Origin of the sequence: Yersinia pekkanenii, assembly GCF_001152565.1 — a bacterium.
Lineage (GTDB): Bacteria > Pseudomonadota > Gammaproteobacteria > Enterobacterales > Enterobacteriaceae > Yersinia > Yersinia pekkanenii.
This window is the reverse complement of the sequence record NZ_CQAZ01000002.1, coordinates 181,811-200,858: the sequence shown is the minus strand read 5'-3', so window position 1 is coordinate 200,858 and position 19,048 is coordinate 181,811. Positions and strand designations below refer to the sequence as shown.

Sequence of the window (19,048 nt, the reverse complement as noted above, 5' to 3'; positions counted from 1 at the left end):
ATCTCCAGATGATATGAGCGCCGCGCCAGAGGGTCATTTTGACCAGACGACGGACGCCATTGCGAGTTTCGGTTATCTCAACCGCGCCTTGTTCCCATGCCTTAAAGGGGCGATCTATTTCAATGATCGGACGGCGTAAGTGGGTATTTAATTCCACAACTTTAATACCGGCGCGTAATAAGCAATTAATAGGCTTCATCAACGCTGGGTTATTAATCGGTAATTGGCACATGGCTTATTCCTTAATTAATTAACATTTTGGCGGCTTGGCGAACGGCACCGACACCCACGGGTGTTTCATTGATATGGCTAAGGCGAATTGCGCCGCGCAGTAACTTAAACAAGCGGCGGGCATTGCCTTTTGATTCCTGATAAAGGGCCTCGTTGATATCATCGGCCACCGCAGGCAGCACACTGGCCGCGATGGCGCTAACATCATCTTTAGGCAGGGCATTACCGAGGTTGAGCGCAAAGGCCACGCGGCTATAAAGCTGAACGAATTCGCCACGTTTCCCCTTAAGGTTAATCAACAGACGCGGCATACCGACCAGAACCACGCCAATCCCGCTTTTATCATGCAGACGGCGCAGTACTTCCAGTGAGCGATGGGGCAGCAGTTCCCCCTCGTCAATCAACAGGACATAACCCGAGTTACGTAACTTGCTACTGCACAACTCAAAGGTCTCATGCATATTGCCGCGCGGGGATAGCCCTAAACGGTTACAGATTTCTTCCAGCAAGACGCGAGCGGTAAAGCTGGGGTCTACTTCGATTAACAGTGCTGTGGAGTTCTGGCTGGCGTAAGCCTTTAATGCCATTGTTTTCCCAAGGCCAGCCTCGCCGTAAATCACATTAATCTCGCCATCAACGTGGGCCATGCGGATAATTTCCAGTGCCTTTTTAGCGGCTGACGTGGCGACAAATTTCACCTCAACGCGCTGGGCTTTATCTTTCTCGCGAGTCCGCTCAAGGAAAGCCTGAACATCGTTATTGACCCTGTCCAAATCCCCGTTATATTTACCTTGTAGATATTGATTGACGGTAGCTGTACTCATACCGATGGCACGTGCAACCTGTGCTTGATTGAGGCTTTTACGCTCCATCAGTTCTATAAGGTCATTTTTAATCGTCATGATTTAATTCCTGTGTAGTGAATGAGCGGCATTTGATGGGCGTCAAATAGCCGCTTTTTTATTAGCATGTGTTTTTAAATATTCATCGCGATCAGATTGGAATATAAACATCTCTTCCCGGTCATCATTAAGTCTTGATATATCACCCTGGATAAGTGAGCCAAAATCGGGCGCATTATCAACGGTCAATACCGGGTTAAGTTCGGCATTAATCTCTTCGGCTTTTTGCTCAACCAGTTTCATACGGCGGCTGTGGCGGTCTTTTGCCACTTTCTGGATGTAATCCACTGGGAAGGCGGCGCGGGTATTACCATTCACTATGGCAGTACAGATAAACGAGCCATCAAGGCGACGAACGGTAACGCTGCTGGCATCGTGAATATCAAACTCAACCAGAACCTCCTCACCGTCGACCTGAATTAAATTCTCGGCAAAATACTGGTTATTGAAGATAGATAGCCAGCCTCGCTGGGCGGTGCGTTTGACTTGTGGGCGGAACATATCGCGCAATTCAATATCAGAAAGGCGATCAATGTCCTCGCTGGCCAATAGTAATCCACGATATTCCAGCGCGGTATAGTGCTTACCATCTTCACGGCGGGGTAGTTCGCTGTGCCGATGAGAGGTGTTATAAGCTTCAATTTCATCTTCTATGGCATCAATAAGCTGCTGCCATGAGGGTAATTTAGCCATCGCCGCTTTTTGGCGGCTGTTGAGCTCTTTATTCTTACCCTGCGCATTAAAGGCTGAATTGAGGTCAACGCTGACCATACGAACGGTTTCACGGTCAGCAGATTTGCCGTTATAGGTAGCAAACTTACGGGCGATACGGGCGGGAATTTCGCGGTTAAGCCGTTCTATAATCCCGCGAGCCTGCGGATTGCCGGGAATGCCCGTAGGATGCTCCACACCAAGGCGCGATAAAATCCCCGTAATATCAGCATCTAATACGTTTGCGGTCTGACCTGCACCGTTATCTGAGTAGTAAATCAAGGGGATGCCGTGGTTCTGCATGCCGTGGCGCAGCGCATCAGCCACCGCAATGACGTTCTCAGCGAGGCTCAGACTCCAGCCGACGACATAACGTGTCCGGCCATCAATAACCAGAGTGATTTCTGGTGTAAACGGACGACCATGGTCAGGGTGTGCCACTTTCATTTTCATGCTATGGCCATCGCCAATCCAAACTCCATTAACTGGCATTTGTGACCAGTCACGCTTCACGTAAGTATTTAATGCTCTCATCGCTGATCCTGTTACGCGTCCGCGTTGTTTAACGATGGTAGGTAACTTGTCCAATGCCCGTCGCACGGCATAGACAGAAGGGATTGCGGCGAGCATGGCGGGCTGGTCTGCATACTGCATCTGCCAGTCATGCTCAAAGTTCTCGTAAGCCTCAGCAATGCTTAAGCCGTTAGTGGTACGGTAGTGCGCCATAAATAGCGGCATCCATTTGATGCGTTCTACCGGCTTGCCTTTATTGTGTCCGGGAGCCAATAAAACCAGGCGCTCAGCAGGTGTGGCAGCACGTTCATAGTCAACCACCCAACCATTGAGGGTGCGTGTACTAACACCCGTGCGCAGACCTTTACGGGCGTTGGCCATCGCAGCTGCTTTCTGCAAGTTCTCGGGTAGAGTATTAGATTGTGACTGGTCACAAATGTAATTAATGGCCCGAATGCGTGACAATCCAGCGTTCTGCAAATTGATAACTTCGGCCACCAGAGTGGCGCGGGCATCAGCGATATCACGTTGTAGCTTGGTCAGATTGCCAGTGCTACGCTCCAACAGGGCAGGACATTGGCGCATAAGGTCAAGCTCATGCTTGGCTTTTACCCTCGGGTTTAAATCGCCTTTAACTGCCGTTTTAACGGCCTTTTTTTCTGCTGTTAACAGAGAGTTGAGGTGGCGTTCTTTGATTATTGCCTGAGCGTCAGTGGGTAAACTCTCGACCAGATACTCGTAACTTAACCCTTTAACCCCGGTTAATTTTCTGCGTGTCCATCCTTCGTTTTTGGCTTTTTTGCCTAGCCCCTGTGGGGTTTTGGGTAAACCATTAACAGACAGTAATTCATTCAGGGTTATCCAGATCATTTGCCAGCCCTCTCTGCATGGCGAGATGGCCAGATAACAGCAGGGGATACGCCAATAGCATTCGCGATAATGACTTCTGCTTTCGGGTAGGAGCCTCTGAGGGCATTTCTCAACGTAGATGGGGCCAGACCAGCATCGACTGATAAGGAAGTCAGTGACAACCCCTTCTTGTGTATTGCGGCAACGATATCCGCTCTATGCCAATCAGTTTCTTTCATTGTTTTCTTCCCGTTCTATTTGTTTTATGCCAACCTATACGGTTACACAGGTGAGTCACCTAACGGCGTTACACCATGTGGCTGATTTGAATATTAGACAGAAACCCAGTTGCTTTCAAATGGTTTCTTTCAAAGTTTCTTGCAAAATCGACTGTTTGAATTTAATCATTTGATATTTATGTATTTTTATTTGAATGAATCTATTTTGCTTTCTAGTTTATTTGTTTCGTTCATGGGGTTTTGTATGAAACAGGAATGGTATTTGGCAAAGGACTTGATTCATGTCCCTGGATTGCCTTCTACGCCGCAAGGAATTAATAAGCGGGCAAAGGTGGAAGGGTGGGTGAAAAGGCCAGTGAGTGTGCCTGGTGTGCGTGGGCGTTCATTTGAATACCATATAGATAGCTTGCCGCAGGTTATCCGCCATTATCTTGGTTCGGCACAGGAAGCAGGCGTGAGTCAACCAAGCGCTAATTACAAGCGTGATGATTCTGTGGGCTTAGATGCGAATACACAGGAATGGCTGAAGATTTATGAATTAATGACCGAAGAAGAGCGTAACAGCACTTTACAGGTTGTTAGACGTAAGGGGATTGATACTTTGCTGGCAATTACTGACGAAGAGAACCAGGGCTTGATTAGCCTGCCTCCGCAGGCAAAGAAAACAGCACTGTTACTTGCAAAATTGCCAGTTGAGAGAGTGAAAGAGATTTTTGATATCGCTGAGATGGGCGAACATGGCGCAGTATTAAATATCAACAAAAAGTAAGCAGATTCATAGAGATATATTCACGTACTTAATGATTTGCCTCATAATTATCACAATGCTTTTAAAATGGATCATCGTATGATCTAATTTGTGCAGAATTGAATGCAAAAAAACGCACTTTTGATTATTTTTATCGTGACCATGCAAAATCGTTGAATTGCCCCGCAAGCCGCTCCTTTCAAGGCATCCCGCCTAAATCAGACTCTCCCAAAGCTATGTTAAAATGATCACTCCCCCACAATTATTGATAAGGAAATACCGTGACCACCTCTTTGCGCACCACGGCTACCGTAGCGCCAGCGCTTGCAGTAAATGACGACGCCATGGTTTCACCACCGGCACCCGAAGTTTCACGTTTAACTAAACGCCCGTATATTCAACGCGGTACGCCAGCGTTTATCCGCGTTACACTGGCTTTCTTTTCCGCAGGATTGGCAACCTTTGCCCTGCTCTATTGCGTACAGCCGATCTTGCCGTTGCTATCACAAGATTTCAATATCTCACCTGCGGGCAGCAGTTTATCGCTTTCGGCTGCCACCGGGATGCTGGCTTTGGGGTTGATGTTTACCGGCCCTCTCTCGGATGCCATCGGGCGTAAGTCAGTCATGGTGGTTGCGTTGATGCTGGCAGCAATCTGCACCATTATTTGCGCCTTTATGACCAGTTGGCACGGTATTTTGATGATGCGGGCATTGATTGGTTTATCCCTTAGCGGGGTCGCCGCGGTGGCGATGACTTATCTCAGTGAAGAAATTCACCCCAGTTTTGTTGCACTTTCCATGGGGTTATATATTAGCGGCAACTCTATTGGGGGAATGAGTGGTCGCCTGATAACCGGAGTACTGAGTGATTTCTTTTCCTGGCGCATCGCACTGGCGGTGATTGGTTTGTTTGCTTTAGCCGCCGCTTGCATGTTCTGGCGCATTCTCCCTACGTCGAAACACTTCCGACCAACCCCGTTACGGCCCAGAACACTGGTGATTAATTTCAAACTGCACTGGCGTGATCCTGGCTTACCGCTATTGTTTGCCGAAGGTTTTTTGATCATGGGCAGTTTTGTCACCTTATTTAATTACATTGGATATCGTTTGTTAGCGCAGCCTTATTATCTCAGTCAGGCAATAGTGGGTTTATTATCGATAGTTTATCTGACGGGTTCTTATAGCTCGCCGAAAGCAGGCTCTCTTACCAGTCGTTATGGGCGCGGGCCAATATTACTGGCGTCTATTGGCATGATGTTGATTGGGGTTATCATCACCGGTTTTCCGCCAGTGATTGTCATCTTTATCGGCATGATGGTGTTTACTGCGGGCTTTTTTGCCGCTCACTCGGTGGCCAGTAGCTGGATTGGTCGTCGTGCTCGACGGGCTAAAGCCCAGGCATCTTCGCTTTATTTGTTCTGTTATTATGCAGGTTCGAGTGTTGCGGGAACATTAGGTGGCATTTTCTGGCTTAATTTTGCTTGGACCGGAGTGGTGGTATTTATCGTCACCTTACTGCTGATAGCATTGTATGTTGGACAGCGGTTACGTAAATTGCCAGAGACCGCAAGAGGTTAATCGTTAATTATCTAACCTCATGTCAAACTACTGTTTGACGTTCGCTCTGCTATGTACCTATTATTAAGATGAAACTTAATGCCATGGAGTACTGTTGGTTGAAATATAAATTAAGTATCTAATGTATTTAGGGATTTTATTACGATAGTATTTCCTTAATTTATTTAATTTCAGGAGAATATATGACAAGTCACTTTCTTACTCTTTGGGACATTCTGGCGACCACGTTTTCGATTTTCTTTTTCATTGCTTACTTACTGATTCTGTTCCAAGTCATTTCTGACCTGTTCAGAGACCATGAGCTTAATGGATTTTATAAAGCGATATGGATTATATTCCTGCTATTCATCCCGTTATTGACGTCCCTTTTGTATCTCGTTACTCGGGGCAAAGGTATGGCGCAGCGCTATCGCGCAACGATGCAAAAGTCAGTCTCTGAAACCAATGATTACATCCGCCAAGTCGCGGGCAAGTCACCGGCGGAACAGATTGCTGATGCAAAAAAATTGTGGGATGAAGGTACTATTACTGAAAGTGAGTACCAGCAGCTTAAAGCCAAAGCATTGGCCTAATAGTTGATTTATAACTAAAGGCTAAATGTCATTGACCCCGCCATTTAGCCTTTTTTTCTATTTACCCTCTTCAAACCAGACTCGTTCCAATAAAAGTCCGCTATTGCTAAATTGCGACGCCACCAGCATCGTGCTTATAATGCCCCCCTACTACCTACTACTACTCTTCACGAGATTCAGGAATGAAACATTCACCGCTACGGCGTTCGCTACTATTAGCGGGTATTTCTGTTCCTTTGGTCAGTTTTGTTTTACCGGCCTGGGCTGCGGCTATACCTGCGTCGCTAGATAATCAACTGGCAGAGCTTGAACAAACATCAAATGGCCGTTTGGGTATTGCTTTGATCAATACCGCCAACGGCAAGAAAGTTCAGTATCGCGGCGGCCAACGTTTCCCATTCTGTAGTACTTTTAAGCTGATGCTGGCCGCCACAGTGTTGGGCCACAGCCAATTTCAGCCTAATTTGCTCAATAAACACCTCAGATATCATGAAAATGATCTGCTTTCTTATGCGCCGATAACCCGCAAAAATCTTGCTCAAGGGATGACTATTTCGCAATTATGTGCGGCAACTCTTCAGTATAGTGATAACACTGCCGCGAATTTGTTAATTAAAGAACTAGGCGGATTAGGATCCGTTAACCAGTTTGCGCGCAGTATTGGCGATCAGACATTCCGGTTAGATCGCTGGGAACCTGATCTAAATAGCGCTCTGCCAAATGATCCACGTGATACCACTACCCCGGTAGCGATGGCGGCAAGTCTGCAGAAGTTGGTGCTGGGTGATGCACTGGCGGCACCACAAAGAGAACAGCTAGCGCGGTGGTTAAAAGGAAATACTACCGGAGGTGAAACTATCCGTGCAGGTGCGCCAGCCGATTGGGTTGTTGGTGATAAAACCGGCAGCGGTGATTATGGTACGACGAATGATGTTGCTGTCCTCTGGCCAACTCAGGGGGCACCTCTGGTTTTAGTGATTTACTTTACGCAGCGTAACAAAGAAGCAACATCTCGCCGCGACGTATTGGCATCTGCGACTAAAATAGTATTATCACATTTAGCCTGACTTTACGCGGGGTATTGATGCCCCGCTATCTTATGGCGTTATGTTATTTAACCTTTTGCGCAGTATTTATATATTCCTTTTTTATTAAACGCGACACTGTGCTTTCAGAGTGGTGTTTTTACTGATATAACACACTGTATGTTGTAACTAAAATTTCATTTATTAGAAAAAAATGACTCGATATGATTTGATAGAACGACTGAATAACCGATTCACTTCATTGGAGATGGCTTTGCAGCTCCTCCACCAGCAACTTAATACATTACCTTTGCTTGCCGCCAGGGTATTTTCCCTGCCTGAAATAGAGAAAGGTACCGAACATCAACCTATTGAGCGAATATCAGTGACAGCAACCGTCGGTAACCCGGCGAGAGATCTGGGTTTACAACAATATCAACGGCTATTTATTCACCATCAGGGGCAAAATGTCAGCAGTAAAGCCGCCCTTCGCTTACCCGGTGTACTTTGCTTTTCAGTGACCAACAATCAATTAAGTGAATGTCAAAAGACTATCAGTGAAATAAATCAATTAAAAACCGAATTGGAACATATTATTACCGTCGAATCGGGCTTACCGAGTGAGCAACGTTTTGAGTTTGTGCATACCCATTTACATGGACTGATAACACTAAATACCTACCGCACCATTACCCCTCTCATCAATCCAAGTTCCGTGCGTTTCGGTTGGGCCAACAAACATATTATTAAAAATATTACCCGTGAAGAGATACTGGCACAGTTGAACAAAAGCCTGAATGCAGGCCGGGCCGTTCCCCCATTTAGCCGTGAACAATGGATGGAATTAATGAGTATTGAAATCAATGATATTCAACGGCTACCAGAAAAAACACGCTTGAAGATTAAGCGCCCCGTGAAAGTACAGCCCATTGCGCGGGTTTGGTATCAGGAGCAACAAAAGCAAGTGCAGCACCCCTGCCCTATGCCGTTGATCGCTTTTTGTCAGGCTCAATCAGAGACTGACATGCCAAAATTAGGTGAGTTAACCGATTATGATGTCAGTCAAATTAAGCATAAATATAAGCCGAAGGCTAAGCCACTGCGTCTGTTGCTGCCAAGGTTACATTTATATATTGAAGTGGATGAATAGACGGTTTTTAATTGGCAAAAAAATGCCGGGAACGTTACCCGGCACTCGTCACCACGGAATAGGCTTACTTCATAGTCCCGACCATATCTTCTGGCCTGACCCATTCATCAAACTGCTCGCTAGTCAAATAACCTAACATCAGGGCGGCAGCTTTTAGTGTCAGTCCTTCCTTGTGGGCCTTTTTCGCAATTTCAGCGGCCTTGTCATAGCCAATATGCGTATTCAGCGCGGTAACTAACATCAGTGATTCATTGAGTAACTGCGTGATGCGATCTCGATTTGGCTCAATACCCACTGCACAATGCTCATTAAAACCGTGCATACCATCGGCCAGTAACCGAATTGATTGCAGGAAGTTATGAATAACCAACGGCCGGAATACGTTCAATTCAAAGTTGCCGGATGCACCACCAATATTGACTGCGACGTCGTTACCCATGACTTGTGCACACAACATGGTCATAGCTTCACATTGGGTTGGATTCACTTTACCGGGCATGATAGAACTGCCCGGCTCATTCTCAGGAATAGAAATTTCGCCAATACCGCAACGAGGGCCGGAGGACAGCCAGCGTACATCGTTGGCAATTTTCATCAGCGAAGCCGCCAACCCTTTCAACGCACCATGGCCATGAACCAATGCGTCACACGTTGCCAATGACTCAAATTTATTCGGCGCAGTGATAAAGGGTTGATGGGTTAATGCAGCAATTTCATGTGCCACCCGCTCGGCATATTCCGGATGCGTATTCAGGCCAGTCCCTACCGCCGTACCACCGAGCGCCAATTCACACAGGTGTGGAATGGTGGCCTCAATATGCTGCACATTGTGAGATAGCATGGCCACCCAGCCCGAAATCTCCTGCCCTAGCGTCAGGGGAGTTGCATCTTGCAAATGTGTTCGGCCAATTTTCACAATATCACGGTAAGCTTCAGCTTTGCCCGCCAGGGTGTGCTGCAAGACCTTCAGTTCCGGTAGCAGATGCTCACGTAACCCAATAACCGCTGCAACATGCATTGCTGTTGGGAATACATCATTCGAACTTTGGCTTTTATTAACGTCATCATTAGGATGGACTAAACGATTATTACCCCGCTTCCCGTCCAAAAGTTCACTGGCGCGGTTAGCCAGTACCTCATTCATATTCATATTGGTCTGAGTACCCGAGCCGGTCTGCCAAATAGACAGCGGAAACTCACTGGAATGACGGCCTGCAAGCACTTCGTCGGCGGCCGACATAATGGCTTCGGCTCGCTCAGCCGGCAGCAGCCCCAGATCCATATTGACCTTTGCTGCCGCCCGTTTGGTCAGCGCCAGCGCGTGAATCAACGCGGTCGGCATTTTTTCTTGCGAAATACGGAAATGTTCCAGTGAACGCTGGGTTTGCGCGCCCCATAATTGACTTGCCGGTACATCGATAGATCCCATAGAGTCTTTTTCACTGCGGGTGGTTGCCATCACGGTCTCCTTAGCCTTTAGAACAGTTGAACTGCCAGTCACACTGGCACAGTGCTTTTATCATGGCACATTTATACCGCTATTTATGCGATTGATTCGCATTTACATCATTTGGTCATGGTGACTTAGCATCAAGGGGTTGAATAACAACTTGCAACCCCTCTGGCCCCATTGTTTACTAAGGGACTATTTTTATCGGGGCGATGGTTTTTGCTGGATTAGCCAGACGCACAGCTAACGGGTATAAACCTTATTTTGGCCCTTAACAAACGGCAGAAAGTCAATATGCAAAAAATGAAGAATGCAGTGCAAAACTATGCCTGGGGCAGTACCAGCGCCCTTACCGATCTTTACGGTATCGCCAACCCACAAGGTAAGCCAATGGCTGAACTGTGGATGGGGGCGCATCCAAAGAGCAGTTCTGAGGTTGCGGACGCTAACGGACAATGGCATTCGTTGCGTGAGGTGATTGAGCAAAACCCGGTGGCTAATCTGGGCCGTGATGTTTTCAACCGTTTTGGTGAACTGCCCTTCCTGTTCAAAGTGCTTTGTGCCGCCCAACCATTATCCATTCAGGTTCATCCCAGTAAGGCCGCCGCCGAAATTGGCTTTGCTAAAGAAAATCAGGCCGGTATCCCACTGGATGCAGCCGAACGAAATTATAAAGATGCCAACCATAAACCTGAGTTGGTTTATGCCCTCACGCCTTTTCAGGCAATGAATGGTTTTCGCACGCTGGATGATATCCAGACATTGCTGCAACCACTGGCGGCAGCTCACCCAGATATTGCGGCATTCCTACGCGAACCGGACACTGAACATTTAGCCACCTTATTTGCCAGTCTATTGAGCATGGCTGGCGAACCTAAAGCTCTGGCGCTGGGTATTCTTAAAGCAGCACTGAATAATCAGTTAGGTGAACCATGGGACACTATTCGTAGCATTTCTCGCTTCTATCCGGATGACAGTGGTTTATTCTCACCATTACTGCTTAACGTGGTCATGCTGCAACCGGGTGAAGCCATGTTCCTGTATGCTGAAACGCCACACGCCTATCTGGACGGTGTAGCGTTGGAGGTGATGGCAAACTCCGATAATGTATTACGCGCGGGGCTGACGCCTAAGTTTATCGATATTCCCGAGCTAATGGCTAATCTGCAATTTATCCCTAAACCGGCAGACACCCTACTTACCACGCCTCAACAGCAAGGGAATGAATTGGTCTTCCCAATACCGGTGGAGGATTTTGCCTTTTCGCTGCATACCTTAACCCCCGAGCCACAAGTGTTGGCTCAAAATAGTGCGGCCATTGTATTTTGTGTTCAGAGCCAGGCGGTGCTGAAAAAACACCAGCAGGAAATCATATTACAACCCGGTGAATCCTGCTTTATTCCTGCAAATGAATCACCGGTCAGCGTGCAAGGAACCGGTTCTCTTGCCCGTGTTTACAACGTAGAGTGAACGAAGTCCCTCATTTTGTTGTCAATAACTGGCTTTTTGGCGTGATGAGCGATAGATTTCGTCGTCGCTATGAGCAAGTTTTGTTATCACGCAGAATTCACGATTGTCGCTTTAGGGTGGGTTATCGTCGCAATAATATTGGTGTCCAGCGAATCTATGCCTATATTGATTCGGTGAATACTGCTTTTAGGCATTCTCTTTGGTGATATTTAACCAGCAACTCATTACCGCGTTCAACATGTGAATTGGGTGTATTAGAAAAGGATGAACAGAACAATGAAAAAATCGTTAGTGGCTGTCAGCGTCATTGTGGTACTTGGCGCAGCATGGACTGGAGCCTCATGGTATACCGGCAAACTGATTGAACAACGCATGGGTGAACTGGTTGACAATGCAAACGGGCAGATCAAAACCTTGCTGCCGAAAGCCGGTGTAAAACTCACTTATAAAGACTATCAGCGTGGCCTGTTCCGTAGCCAGGTTCGTTATGTGTTACAAGCAGATAGCAGCGCTGCGGGTGAAAAAGCCTTAAAAGACGGGGACGAAATCGCTTTCATCGAAACTATCGATCACGGCCCATTCCCATTCGCACAGTTGAAGAAATTCAATCTAATCCCAAGCATGGCATCGGTGCATACCGAGCTTGCCAATACACCGGCATTGAAAAAACTGTTTGAAGTCACCAAAGGCCAATCACCGTTTACCGCGGATTCACGCATTTCCTACCGCGGTGACACCTCATCCGCCATTGTCTTTATTCCTATTGATTATCAGCAAAACGCCACCACCGTGAAATTCTCTGGTGCAGCGATTGATGCTGATGTTTCCCGTGATATGCGTGATGTGAAGATGAGTGGCGGCAGTGAAAGCATCGTCTTTGCCAGCAAAAATCAATGGGATCAGGTGGAACAATTCAGTATCCAAGGTCTGGTGCTGAAAAGTGACAGCAAGATGGGTAAGTTTGATCTCAGTATTGGCTCGCAACAACTTGGCATCAAGCAAATTGGTCTCAGTATTGATGGCAAAGATACCGCAACACTGGTTGGCTTTAACCTCAATACTCAGTTGGGCGAAACCGATAAAGATCTCAACGGTAAGCTAACCTACACTCTGGATGCATTAAAAATTCAGGGTAATGACTTCGGCTCCGGTAAATTGGCCTTTGCCTTTGACAAACTTGATGGTCAGAGCTTGAAGCAGTTTACCAGTGCGTATAATCAACAAGTGCTGCAAGCGGTTCAGGCCGGTGAAAACCTCGATCCTGTTGCCTATCAAGAGCAAATGACCGAAATGTTGATGGTTAACATCCCGGCACTGCTGAAAGGTAATCCAACAGTGAGCGTTACGCCACTGAGCTGGAAAAATGCCAAAGGGGAAAGTACCTTTATCTTGAATATCGATCTGGCTGATCCGGCGCTGGCTAAAGCAACTGCAGAGCCGCTGTTAGCTCAGTCAGTGAAAAAAGTTGACGCGACGCTGACGATCCCAATGGCGATGGCCACCGAACTGACCAGCCAGGCAGCACGCCTGCAAGGTTACAGCCCGGAAGAAGCACAGAAACTGGCACTACAGCAGGTTCAAGGCGTTGCTGCCATGGGCCAGATGTTTAAACTGACCACGACCAAAGACGATGTTATCAGCAGCAGCTTCCATTTTGCAGATAACCAAGTCGAGTTAAATGGCCAGAAAATGTCATTGCAAGAGTTTGTCGGCCTGTTTGGCATGTTCGGTGGTGCACCTGCTGCTGAAGAACCTGAAGATGTCCCCGCAGAACCGGTGATACCGCAATAATAAGCATTAAAAACGGTAAGTAATCAAGAAACGGGGCCTGATGGCTCCGTTTTTTATTTCACCCTACCCCAATAACTGCAACCTCCAGCACGGTTGTTATGATCAACCATCATTTTTCCCTCTTCAGGTCGGCGGCCTGAAAACACGAGATTATAGCTTATTTCAGAAAATAACTTAGTCGCCACATGCCCAATCCCAGAAAGCGCGTCCATTATCAATATTGTTTTTTGTCTATAACACCGCTGTTTTTATAGAGTCAAATTAGATATACGGCATTGCCCACAAAGTACTATTGATAGCAACTTTGGTTAATTATTACTTAAACGAAAAAATAAAAAAAACACTTTAGATAAAAATATTAACACCCCCCTGAATTTACTGTTCTTATACCTTGGTCCGGGGCAATAATTATCACAACGTGTTATATCAATGTAATATATTCTTATTTAAAAGACAAATATTCTTCAGAATTAAATTCCTTATTGACAATATTAATCGACATAATCAATTGTAGTTAGTGAGAAACAGATGTTTTTTTTCCCAAAAAACATCTGTTTCTCTTATATTAAAAACAAAAAATAAACTAACATAATCAATTATTTCAATTGGTTATGTTTTTTAAAATGAAATAATCCTCTTTTTATAGTATCTATAGATGCAACTGGCATTATTAGAGACACGATATATACTCTCTATCAGTCCAGTTATAAATAATATCTTAAGTCAAATATGGATTACAGATGACTACACCGCATCTAGATAGAAAGGGGGCGATATGATGGTTAATGCTACTTGTTATTACATTTATGGGGTCTGTGGGACACGCGATTATAGCCTGTTCATCGATTATGTGTGCGCGTCGATCCCAGCACATGAAATGTATTTATTACAGCAGATAGAACTTTGTCCAGACCAAATATTGCATGCTTGGAACGTTAGCCAGAACCCTCAGGTTTCCGAAGTGTTTGAAATAGAGAATGTTTCCTCCGAAAAAGATGCTGAAGAAGCGGTCTTATTTTGGAAGGCGTATTTTAGTTCACTTGGCGAAACGGTCATTGATGGCAGGCATGTAGGTAATACATTTAGACGACTTTAATAAAAATGATCTTTCGAAGTGCAATGCGTTTAAAATAATATATTTTATCTTTTACATTAAAGATGTATTCAATTTAAGTTGAAGGTTATGGTATATGTATTATATGACCGGTAGAACACACCTCACAAATTAATGGCTATTAATTCCGTGAGAAATACAAATGAAGATTCAGCCGTCAAACGGTTTTATGGGCCACATTTAAATATGAAAAATACTGAATTAAACCATTTAAAAACGAAATTATTATTTACCCATGACGTTACCAATGAATTGAATACATCATTTGGACAAGACATTATTAAAAAAATGATACCGCATCGTGAGCCATTTTTAATGGTTGATAACGTAGAGTTGATCAATATTGAACTCAGGTTAATACAAGCAATAAGAAGAGTAGACGAAAAAGACCCAGTATTTGCTGGTCACTTCCCCAATGACCCTATATATCCAGGTGTATTGCAACAAGAAGTCATGTTTCAAACCGCGCTTATTTTAATGTATTTTCTGCTAAATGAAACGGCTATACCGCCAGTAGAGGATAATATAACTAACGCAGTGGGAACACGAGTATACGATGTTTTTCATTTATCCGCTGTACGCCCTGGAGAATTAATGACAATCCGTTGTTGCATTACAGAATACGACACATTTATCGCCACCGCCATTGTTCAAATCACGGTTAACGATCAGATCGTAACCGTTGGAAAAGGAGAGTTTCATGTCTTCTGATCGTATTGTTATCACCGGCATTGCCATTAATACTCCCATTGGTGACACATTAGATCTCGTGGGCAATAATTTATTATCTGGAAAATCAGCCATCGGTTACTGGCGCAATTTTGACACCAGTAACATTTATTCAAAAATTGGAGGCCAACTTCCTGAATATGATATTCAAGGCAAGTTGCACGCATTTAACAACCGTATTCCCGATATAGTTATTTCCCGTGCCGAGAAGGTTTTTAAACAGACGGCCAAAGGTGTCCAGCTCTCGGTATTGATGGCAATGGATGCCTGGCTCGACGCCGGATTATTCGAACATATTATAGACCCCTTCGATTGCGGGATAATTTGTGGCGGTCATAACCTCTCTGATAAATATTTACTTGATCAGCAAAAGATTTTTTCTGATGAGCCCGAATTTATTGATGCTTTTTCCGGGTTAAATTCGCTTGATACTGACCATTCATCTTCTGTGGCTCAAGTGTTAAATACCAAAGGATTTGCCTATCTTGTTGGCGGTACCTGTGCGACAGGAAATATTGCTATTCAGGCGGCAATAAATACCATTAAAGTGGATAAAAAACAAGTCGTTGCTGTCGTTTGTCCAATGGCCTCTTTCCACCCGATGATGTTGCATTCACTAACGATTTTAGACGCTATCTGTTATAGCCAGTATCAAGATACCCCCACCAAAGCCAGTCGACCCTACGATATAAATCGGAGTGGTTTCCTGCCATCTGAAGGTGGTGCCGTGCTAATCCTTGAGAGGGGCGAACATGCAAAAAGCCGTGGAGCCAAAATCTATGCTGAACTTCTCGGTGCCAGCGTTAACTCGGATGCCAACCATCTGGGCGATCCCTCTCACGAAGGGCAAGTTCGAGTGATTCAAGATGTCCTAAAGAAATGCAATATCTCCCCAGAGCAAGTTGATTATGTGAGCGCCCATGCCACCTCCACTAAATTAGGCGATATCGTAGAACTGAAATCAATTAAAAAAGTGTTTGGCACGCAGGCGGAAAAACTGATTATCAATGCGCCTAAATCCTTACTTGGCCATACGATGTGGGCATCTGGTGTCGTGGAAGCGGCGATAGCCATTTGGCAAATGAGGCAGGGTGAATTCCATCAATCACATAATATCGAAACCCTTGATCCCGCAGTCGAACTCAATGTTTGTGCATCCGGAAATGTAAAAAAAGAAGTTAATATTTTTCTGAACAATTCTTTTGGCATGGGCGGTATTAACAGCGCGAGCTTATTTAGTCGATATCATGGTTAACATGAACCTTTTTGTCAGCGGTGGTGCCAGTGGCATTGGACGAAGTGTGGTCATTGCTGCTTTGAGCAAAGGCTGGAATGTTGGCTTTAGTTATCACAATAACAATGAAGGTGCACAACAGTTGCTTGATATCGCGGCAGCGGAGTTTCCTCAACAATTATGTCGTGCCTATCAACTCGACGTTATTGATAGTGGTGCAGTAGAGTCAGTAGGAGACCGTCTTCTCGTCGATTTTAGTAACATTGATGCAGTTGTTTGCAATGCTGGCATAGATTTACCGGGCAATTTGGTTTCGATGACTGATGAAGATTGGGCTTTGGTACTTAATACTAATTTAAGTGGCACGTTCTATCTTATTCGTTATTTTTTACCTTTATTTCTTGCCAATAAATATGGGCGCATTGTCACTCTATCTTCACTCGCTAAAGATGGCTCATCAGGACAAGCAGCTTATGCCGCATCAAAAGCGGGTCTGGTGGGGTTAACTAAAACCACAGCAAAAGAATATGGGCGTTTCGGTATTACGGCCAATGTACTGGTACCAGGCTTAATTGATACCGGAATTATTGGTAATGACATTAAAGGTATTAAAGATTTTTTTTGCTCAACATGCACCCGTGGGAAGACTGGGGTCCCCCATTGAAGTGGCTGAGGCCATTTTATTTCTTGTTGCTAAAGAATGTTGCTAAAGAAAGTAGTTATGTAAACGGCGCTATTTTCAATGTGACCGGTGGCATTGACTGGGTTTATTAACCTCGGGAATCCCTAATGAATAATATTGGTATTGAAAAAATAAGTATCTATCCAAGTAGCTTGGCGCTGAAATTATCTGAATTAGCACAAGTACGTGGTGGAGACAGTGAATACATTCAAGGATCTTTAATGGTTATAACGCGCAGTTTAGTACCACTGTGGGAAGATGCGGTCACCCTCGCCGTCAATAGTGCCAAAGATATGCTCAACGATCAGGATCGTTCGGATATCGGCTTATTTATCATTGCAACAGAATCAGGTTTAGACCAGGAAAAGGCCATCAGTACTTGGGCGCACCGTTATTTGGGATTACCTGCGACTTGCCGTGTTTTTGAACTGAAATCTGCCTGCCATGCGGGTGCTGCGGCGTTGAAGATGGCTGAGTCATGGATATCGTCCGGCCTTAATCGAGGGAAGAAGGTATTACTGATCAACGTCGACATCAGTAATAACATGATTCGCCACGGGAAGATGGAATATAGCCTTGGCGCCGGGGCCATTGCCTTACTTATCTCAGATAATCCGGTTTTTGCCATTATTGAAACCGGGAAATCGGGTATTCATACTCATGAAGTGACGGATGTTATTCGCCCACTTCCTTGGAAAGAGATCGCTTTCGATGTAGAAGCCAGCCTTTTCTCTTATATGGATGGACTCGAAAATGCTTTCGCAGAATATTGTAAACAAACACCTGAGGCCAGAGAAAGTGCCTATTTCAATTATAACTTATACCACGTGCCCTTCCCTGGCATTAGTAAAGAAGCACATAAGGTATTATTAGAACTACAAGGACTCTTTGGAAAAGAGGCGTTAGCCACTTTATTTAAGCAAAAAGTCATGCCTTCCCTGTATTACGCACAAAGAATAGGTGCAACCTATTGTGGCAGCATTTTCCTTTCTCTATTTTCACTTATGGTGAAAGCACCAGAGATTAAATCAGGGGATCGAATTGGGATCTACTCTTATGGTTCAGGATCCTGTGCCGAGTATTTCAGTATGCGAGTCGGGGATCAAGCGTTAGAGATTGCACAACAGCAAGGTACTGCATTGGACATCTTGCTTGCCCAGCGGAAAATATTGGATATAGCGGCATACGAGCAACTGGAAAATGCGCGTAGTGCACAAATGCAAGGTAAAGACTATCGCTTAGACAGGGATAACTTACAGGACTGGTATACACAACATTACAGCGGGAGTGGGCTCCTTATTCTTGAGCGTATTGATAACCACTTACGGAGTTATCGCTATGCATGAATATATCACTGTACCTATCAAATTTAATCCCAATTCATTAGCCGACTTCGAAAGTCGCTTTATCTCTGCGCTAAATAACGAGCGCTATAACGTTATTGTGCTTACGGGCGGGCCTACCTACTTTAGTATGGGTATGGATCTTACGTATATTTCTACCGATTATGACGCCAACTTTGTGTCGCAATTCTGCCATATTCTAAAAATGGTAAGGAACAGCCACAAGCCAGTATTAGCTAAGGTTGAAGGGAATGTTATCGCTGGGGGGATTGCCTTACTGTCAGTCGTCGATTTTATTCTGTCTAGCGATACTGCTTCTTTTAGTTTGCCAGAAGTCACCTTTGGAATTACACCAACAATAGCCATGTCTTGCTTACTTGAACGTATTAGGCCTCATCATCTTAAATACTTCGTATGGAGCTCAAGTGTTATTTCGGCAAAACAAGCCCTAGAATGGGGTTTGATCGATAAGATAAATACGCTGGAAAACTTAGATCAAGATATTCAAGTTATGAGTAAGAAGTTATCTCGCGTTCCAACATCCGCTATAAGAGAAAGTAAATTACTGTTGGCTGAACAATATTCTTTCGAAGAAAGGTTGGATTTAGGTAGCCATCTTTTGGTGAAAAGACTAAATGATGCTCAGACCATAGGAAAGATACGTAACTACTTAGAAGACATTAAGCTGTTTAATGATGAATATGCGGATGACTAA

At 45.0% G+C, this 19,048-nt stretch carries 17 protein-coding genes and 1 pseudogene; 13 read left to right on the top strand and 5 right to left on the bottom strand.

Features of this window, described 5'->3' with window-relative positions:
* The 4 genes from AEP37_RS01870 to AEP37_RS01855 form a co-directional block, all read right to left on the bottom strand.
* The coding region (locus AEP37_RS01870) for a hypothetical protein (protein WP_049608956.1) at nt 1-232 on the bottom strand (232 nt) is incomplete at its 3' end.
* A 10-nt stretch (nt 233-242) separates the two neighbouring features.
* Complete coding sequence (locus AEP37_RS01865; protein WP_049608953.1) at nt 243-1,133, bottom strand: AAA family ATPase; 891 nt, start codon at nt 1,131-1,133, stop codon at nt 243-245.
* Between the two features lie 42 nt (nt 1,134-1,175).
* The gene (locus tag AEP37_RS01860; protein WP_072086222.1) at nt 1,176-3,227 is read right to left on the bottom strand and encodes a Mu transposase C-terminal domain-containing protein; all 2,052 of its coding nucleotides are present in this window, start codon (nt 3,225-3,227) and stop codon (nt 1,176-1,178) included.
* Complete coding sequence (locus AEP37_RS01855; RefSeq protein ID WP_049608950.1) at nt 3,224-3,445, bottom strand: helix-turn-helix domain-containing protein; 222 nt, start codon at nt 3,443-3,445, stop codon at nt 3,224-3,226. The genes AEP37_RS01860 and AEP37_RS01855 overlap by 4 nt, the downstream gene beginning before the upstream one ends.
* Before the next feature lie 109 nt (nt 3,446-3,554).
* Here AEP37_RS01855 and AEP37_RS01850 point away from each other — a divergent pair, with 109 nt between their 5' ends.
* The 5 genes from AEP37_RS01850 to tus all read left to right on the top strand — a co-directional run bounded on the left by AEP37_RS01850 (nt 3,555) and on the right by tus (nt 8,520).
* Nucleotides 3,555-4,214: a DNA-binding protein gene (locus AEP37_RS01850; RefSeq protein ID WP_082170647.1), complete on the top strand. Its 660-nt coding sequence runs from the start codon at nt 3,555-3,557 to the stop codon at nt 4,212-4,214.
* 260 nt (nt 4,215-4,474) lie between these two features.
* Complete coding sequence (locus AEP37_RS01845; RefSeq protein ID WP_049608944.1) at nt 4,475-5,773, top strand: MFS transporter; 1,299 nt, start codon at nt 4,475-4,477, stop codon at nt 5,771-5,773.
* Nucleotides 5,774-5,955: 182 nt separating this feature from the next.
* Nucleotides 5,956-6,345: an SHOCT domain-containing protein gene (locus tag AEP37_RS01840; RefSeq protein WP_049608941.1), complete on the top strand. Its 390-nt coding sequence runs from the start codon at nt 5,956-5,958 to the stop codon at nt 6,343-6,345.
* A 182-nt stretch (nt 6,346-6,527) separates the two neighbouring features.
* Nucleotides 6,528-7,412: a class A beta-lactamase gene (bla, locus tag AEP37_RS01835; RefSeq protein ID WP_049608939.1), complete on the top strand. Its 885-nt coding sequence runs from the start codon at nt 6,528-6,530 to the stop codon at nt 7,410-7,412.
* Nucleotides 7,413-7,584: 172 nt separating this feature from the next.
* The gene (tus, locus tag AEP37_RS01830; protein ID WP_049608936.1) at nt 7,585-8,520 is read left to right on the top strand and encodes a DNA replication terminus site-binding protein; all 936 of its coding nucleotides are present in this window, start codon (nt 7,585-7,587) and stop codon (nt 8,518-8,520) included.
* 64 nt (nt 8,521-8,584) lie between these two features.
* Here tus and fumC read toward each other — a convergent pair whose 3' ends face one another.
* The gene (gene fumC, locus AEP37_RS01825; protein ID WP_049608934.1) at nt 8,585-9,979 is read right to left on the bottom strand and encodes a class II fumarate hydratase; all 1,395 of its coding nucleotides are present in this window, start codon (nt 9,977-9,979) and stop codon (nt 8,585-8,587) included.
* 285 nt (nt 9,980-10,264) lie between these two features.
* Between fumC and manA the strand changes: the two genes are divergently transcribed.
* The 8 genes and pseudogenes from manA to AEP37_RS01785 all read left to right on the top strand — a co-directional run bounded on the left by manA (nt 10,265) and on the right by AEP37_RS01785 (nt 19,048).
* Nucleotides 10,265-11,440, top strand: a complete 1,176-nt coding sequence (manA, locus tag AEP37_RS01820) for a mannose-6-phosphate isomerase (protein ID WP_049608931.1) — start codon at nt 10,265-10,267, stop codon at nt 11,438-11,440.
* A gap of 276 nt (nt 11,441-11,716) precedes the next feature.
* Nucleotides 11,717-13,231, top strand: coding sequence for a YdgA family protein (locus AEP37_RS01815; protein ID WP_049608927.1), 1,515 nt, complete (start codon nt 11,717-11,719; stop codon nt 13,229-13,231).
* An 877-nt stretch (nt 13,232-14,108) separates the two neighbouring features.
* Nucleotides 14,109-14,327, top strand: coding sequence for a hypothetical protein (locus tag AEP37_RS01810; protein ID WP_049608993.1), 219 nt, complete (start codon nt 14,109-14,111; stop codon nt 14,325-14,327).
* 204 nt (nt 14,328-14,531) lie between these two features.
* A complete protein-coding gene (locus AEP37_RS01805) occupies nt 14,532-15,056 on the top strand; it encodes a 3-hydroxyacyl-ACP dehydratase FabZ family protein (protein WP_049608924.1) in 525 nt (174 codons plus the stop codon).
* Nucleotides 15,046-16,329, top strand: a complete 1,284-nt coding sequence (locus AEP37_RS01800) for a beta-ketoacyl-[acyl-carrier-protein] synthase family protein (RefSeq protein ID WP_049608921.1) — start codon at nt 15,046-15,048, stop codon at nt 16,327-16,329. Before AEP37_RS01805 ends, AEP37_RS01800 begins: the two co-directional genes overlap by 11 nt.
* Before the next feature lies 1 nt (nt 16,330).
* Nucleotides 16,331-17,082, top strand: a pseudogene (locus tag AEP37_RS01795) (SDR family NAD(P)-dependent oxidoreductase).
* Between the two features lie 15 nt (nt 17,083-17,097).
* Nucleotides 17,098-18,336: a hydroxymethylglutaryl-CoA synthase family protein gene (locus AEP37_RS01790; protein ID WP_049608918.1), complete on the top strand. Its 1,239-nt coding sequence runs from the start codon at nt 17,098-17,100 to the stop codon at nt 18,334-18,336.
* Entirely contained in the window at nt 18,329-19,048 is a 720-nt protein-coding gene (locus AEP37_RS01785) for an enoyl-CoA hydratase/isomerase family protein (protein WP_049608915.1), read from the top strand. The genes AEP37_RS01790 and AEP37_RS01785 overlap by 8 nt, the downstream gene beginning before the upstream one ends.